This window comes from Streptomyces sp. LaBMicrA B280, assembly GCF_049222185.1.
GTDB lineage: Bacteria > Actinomycetota > Actinomycetes > Streptomycetales > Streptomycetaceae > Streptomyces > Streptomyces murinus.
In genome coordinates this window covers 1-4,340 of record NZ_JBMJCT010000073.1, presented here as the reverse complement: position 1 = coordinate 4,340, position 4,340 = coordinate 1, and the positions used below count along the sequence as shown (strand labels likewise).

At 74.1% G+C, this 4,340-nt stretch carries 5 protein-coding genes; 2 read left to right on the top strand and 3 right to left on the bottom strand.

Annotated elements, in window-relative coordinates:
* Positions 1-217 precede the first annotated feature (217 nt).
* Together ACLF5H_RS37260 and fdxA are read right to left on the bottom strand one after the other, a co-directional pair.
* Positions 218-1,309, bottom strand: coding sequence for a bifunctional succinyldiaminopimelate transaminase/glutamate-prephenate aminotransferase (locus ACLF5H_RS37260; RefSeq protein ID WP_421680407.1), 1,092 nt, complete (start codon positions 1,307-1,309; stop codon positions 218-220).
* Positions 1,310-1,422: 113 nt separating this feature from the next.
* Positions 1,423-1,743, bottom strand: coding sequence for a ferredoxin (fdxA, locus tag ACLF5H_RS37255; protein WP_030746389.1), 321 nt, complete (start codon positions 1,741-1,743; stop codon positions 1,423-1,425).
* 140 nt (positions 1,744-1,883) lie between these two features.
* Here fdxA and ACLF5H_RS37250 point away from each other — a divergent pair, with 140 nt between their 5' ends.
* Both ACLF5H_RS37250 and ACLF5H_RS37245 read left to right on the top strand, forming a co-directional pair.
* Entirely contained in the window at positions 1,884-2,903 is a 1,020-nt protein-coding gene (locus ACLF5H_RS37250; RefSeq protein WP_421680406.1) for a GNAT family N-acetyltransferase, read from the top strand.
* 29 nt (positions 2,904-2,932) lie between these two features.
* Positions 2,933-3,799, top strand: a complete 867-nt coding sequence (locus ACLF5H_RS37245; protein ID WP_421680405.1) for a SirB1 family protein — start codon at positions 2,933-2,935, stop codon at positions 3,797-3,799.
* Positions 3,800-3,818: 19 nt separating this feature from the next.
* On the opposite strand, the gene ACLF5H_RS37240 is transcribed toward ACLF5H_RS37245, so the two are convergent.
* Positions 3,819-4,340, bottom strand: a 522-nt coding sequence (locus ACLF5H_RS37240) for a DNA-binding response regulator (protein ID WP_421680404.1), incomplete at its 5' end; no start/stop codon positions are given.

The following is a 4,340-nucleotide window of genomic DNA, read 5'->3' as shown; positions in this document are numbered from 1 at the left end:
CCGGCGGCCCAGCAGGCCGCGGGCGGCGTCGCCGGCGCCGCGGGCAACGCCCTGGGCGACGCGGCCGCCGGTGCCACGAAGGGCGGCCTGCCGACCGCCAACCTGCCGATGCAGGGCCTGCCCCTCACCTGAGCCAGGACCGACCGGTGAACGGGGTCCAGGGGAATGTTCCCCTGGACCCCGTCCGGCGTTCTCGGGAGGTAGCGCGGCGCGGAACCTACAGCCGCGCGACCGCCGCCGCGATCCGCTCGTCCGTCGCCGTCAGCGCCACGCGGACGAAGGTGTCGCCCGCCGGGCCGTAGAAGTCGCCGGGGGCGACCAGGACGCCCAGGTCCGCGAGGTGCGCGACGGTGGTCCAGCAGGGCTCGTCGCGGGTGGCCCACAGGTAGAGGCTGGCCTCGCTGTGCTCGATGCGGAAGCCGTGGGACAGCAGGGCCGAGCGCAGCGCCTCGCGGCGGGCGGCGTAGCGGGCCCGCTGCTCGTGGACATGGGCGTCGTCCCCCAGCGCGGCCACGACGGCGGCCTGGGTCGGCGCGGAGGTCATCATGCCGCCGTGCTTGCGGATCTCCAGGAGCGGGCCCAGGACGGCCGGGTCGCCCGCGACGAAGGCGGCGCGGTAGCCGGCCAGGTTGGAGCGCTTGGAGAGCGAGTGGACGGCGACGATGCCGTCGTAGGAGCCGCCGTTGACGTCCGGGTGCAGCACCGAGACCGGGTCGGCCTCCCAGCCCAGCTCCAGGTAGCACTCGTCGGAGACGATCAGGACGCCGTGGGCGCGGGCCCAGGCGACGATCTCCGTCAGCTCCTCCTTGGCCAGCACCTTGCCCGTCGGGTTGGACGGGGAGTTCAGCCAGAGCAGCTTCAGACCGGCCGGGTCGAGGTCGCGCGGGTCGTCGTACGTCTCGTACCCGGCGCGGGCGAGGCGCGCGCCGACCTCGTACGTGGGATAGGCGAGGCGCGGGTAGGCCACCCGGTCGCCGGGGCCGAGGCCCAGCTGGGTCGGCAGCCAGGCCACCAGTTCCTTGGAGCCGACGACCGGCAGCACATGCCGGTGGGTGACCTCGCGGGCGCCCAGCCGGCGCTCCAGCCAGCCGCAGATCGCGTCCCGCAGCGCGGGCGTGCCCCAGACGGTCGGATAGCCCGGCGAGTCGGCCGCGTCGATCAGGGCCTTCTGGACCAGCTCGGGGACCGGGTCGACGGGGGTGCCGACGGAGAGGTCGACGATGCCGTCCGGATGGGCCGCGGCCGTCTTCTTGTACGGCTCCAGCTTGTCCCAGGGAAAGGTGGGAAGCCGGTCGGAGACAACGGACACGATCAGTGGCTCACTTTCGTCTGGTGCGGCGAACGCCTCGGTCCCGTACGGCGGCGATCGGGGCCGTACGGGACCGGGGCGGCGCGTTCGCGGGCCGCTTGGGCGCTAAACGGTCACTCGCCCTGCGGCGGCAGCGCGGCGACGAAGGGGTGGTCGCGCTCGATCAGCCCCAGCTTGCTGGCGCCGCCGGGCGAGCCCAGCTCGTCGAAGAACTCGACGTTCGCCTTGTAGTAGTCCTTCCACTCCTCGGGAGTGTCGTCCTCGTAGAAGATCGCCTCGACCGGGCAGACCGGCTCACAGGCGCCGCAGTCGACGCATTCGTCCGGGTGGATGTACAAGGACCGCTGGCCCTCGTAGATGCAGTCGACCGGGCACTCTTCGATGCACGCCTTGTCCTTGACGTCGACACAAGGCTGCGCGATGACGTAGGTCACGCTGTCGTTCCTCCTCGATAGGGCGCTGGCGGGCCTCCTCAGGCTCCGCCGCCTGGCGCGCGGGAGCGCGGCGTCGTCGATGCCCGCCCCTAGTATCTCCGTTCCGGAGCATGATCCGAACAGGAGGGGTGAACTGACCGGTGGAAATCTCGGCACAAGGACGCCTGGAAGTCCGAATCACCCCAGATGACGTGGGAAAACGCGTCTCCGTACGGCGGTTGAGCGAACCCGGTGCGGCGCGGGAGAAGTTCACCGACACGGTGGGCGTTCTCACATCTTGGGATCATGGCGTGCTCATGATCACACAACGGGGCGCTACGAGCGTCCGGTTTTTGGAAACCTCGCTCGTGGCGGGAAAGGTCGTCCCGGCCGCCCCGGCGCGCCGCAGGGGTCCGGCGGCGGGCTACGAGGAGCTGGCGCGGGTCACCTCGCGCGGCTGGCGCCCGGTGGAGAGCGAGCGGCTCGGCGAGTGGGAGCTGAGGGCCGCCGGAGGGTATACGCGGCGCGCCAACAGCGTGCTGCCGCTGGGTGATCCCGGGCGTCCGCTCGACGCGGCCCTCGCGGCCGTACGACGCTGGTACGGCGAGCGCGGGCTGCCCGCCTACGTGCAGACCGCGACGGGCGCCGAGGGCACGCAGGAACTGCTCTGCGCGGAGCTGGAGCGGCGCGGCTGGGTGCGGGAGGTGAGCGCCGAGGTGTGGATCGGGGCGCTGGCCCCGCTCGCGGACCGGCCCGAGGGCGCGGGCGTGGTGCTCGCCCGGGAGGCGGACGAGGCGTGGCTCGCGCGGTACCGGCGCAAGGGGGTGAGCGAGGTGGCCCTGCGGGTGCTCTCGGGCGGCCCCTCGGTGTGGTTCGCCACCGTGCCGGGCGAGCCGGGCGGGGCCCCGGCGGCGATCGGCCGGTGTGTCGTGGACGGCCGGTGGGCCGGTTTCGCCGCCGTCGAGGTGGACCCCGGAAGGCGGCGGCAGGGCCTCGCCACCGAGGTGATGGCCGCGCTCGCCCGCCGGGCGCTGGCCGAGGGCGCCTCGGCCGGCTGGCTCCAGGTGGAGAGCGACAACGAGCCCGCACGGGCCCTGTACACCGCTCTGGGCTTCTCCCGGCACCACGCCTACCACCACTTCCGGGAGCCGCAGGAACCGTCCGCTCACGGCCCGTCGTAGCCACCCTCCCGGAAGGGCGAGAACCCGCCATGTCCCACCCGTATCTGCCGCCCCCGTACCCGCCCCCGCCCGAGCGGTCCGCCGAGCTGCGGGCGCGGTTCGCCGAGGAGGCCCGGTCCGAGCGGCCGGACCTGGCGGCGCTGTGCCTGCTGATCGGCGCGGAGGCGGACGGCTCGCTGGACGAGGCCGGGATCGACACCGCGCAGGCGCAGCTCGACCGGCTCGCGGGCGAGCTGCCGTACCGGCCCGGTGGTCCCCGCGCCTGGGCCGAGGCAGTGCGGCGGCTGCTCGGCGGGCGCTACGAGTTCCACGGCACGCCCGGCGACTACCAGCGCCTGGAGTCCTCGCTGCTGCACGAGGTGCTGCGGCGCCGCCGCGGGCTGCCGATCCTGCTGTCGGTGGTGTGGCTGGAGGTGGCCCGGCGGGCCGGGGCCCCGGTGTACGGGGTCGCGCTGCCGGGGCACTTCGTGATCGGGTTCGGGGCGCCCGGGGAGCAGGTGCTGGCCGACCCCTTCGAGGGCGGACGGGTGCTCACCGGGCCGGACGCCGAGCTGCTCGTGGTCGGCGCGACCGGCACCCCGCTCGACCCGGGAATGCTGGAGCCCGCGCCGCCGCTGGAGGTGGTCCAGCGGATCCTGAACAACATCCGCGCGTGGGCCGCGGCCCGCCCCGAGCGCTCGGACGTGGCGCTGCGCGCGGTGGAGCTGTCGCTGCTGATCCCGGCCCACCCGGCGCGGCTGCGCTACGAGCGCGGCCAACTGCTGGTGCAGCGCGGTCAGTTCACGGCGGGTGCGGACGAACTGGACGCGTACGCCGAGCTGATCGAGGTCGTCGACGAACCGGCCGCCGAGCGGGTACGGCACCAGGCCCGCACCGCCCGCTCCAAGCTCAACTGACCCCCCGTGAAGGCGGCTTCTAGAGCCAGCCCTTCTCCCGCGCGGTGCGCACCGCCTCCGCCCGGTTGCGGACGGCGAGCTTCTGGATGGCCGTGGAGAGGTAGTTGCGGACCGTGCCCTGGGACAGGTGCAGGGCCTTGGCCAGTTCGGCGTTGGTGGAGCCGTCGGCCGCGGCGCGCAGCACCTCCCGCTCGCGTTCGGTGAGCGGGTTCGCGCCCTCGGCGAGCGCGGCGGCGGCCAGCGTGGGGTCGATGACCCGCTCCCCGGCGAGCACCTTGCGTACGGCGGCGGCGAGTTGGGCGGCGGGCGCGTCCTTGACCAGGAAGGCGTCGGCGCCCGCCTCCATGGCGCTGCGCAGATAGCCGGGCCGCCCGAAGGTGGTCAGCACCACCAACTTGACCCGGGGGAAGTCCCGGTGGACCCGCGCCGCGGCCTCGATGCCGGTGCAGCCCGGCATCTCGATGTCCAGCAGCGCCACGTCCACGTCGTGCGCCGCGACCGCGCCGAGCACCTCGTCCCCGCGTGCGACCTGCGCGACGAC

Bases quoted from the DNA above. Each gene is read 5' to 3' on its own strand.
- ACLF5H_RS37245 (WP_421680405.1), top strand. From the start codon at position 2,933: ATGTCCCACCCGTATCTGCCGCCCCCGTACCCGCCCCCGCCCGAGCGG.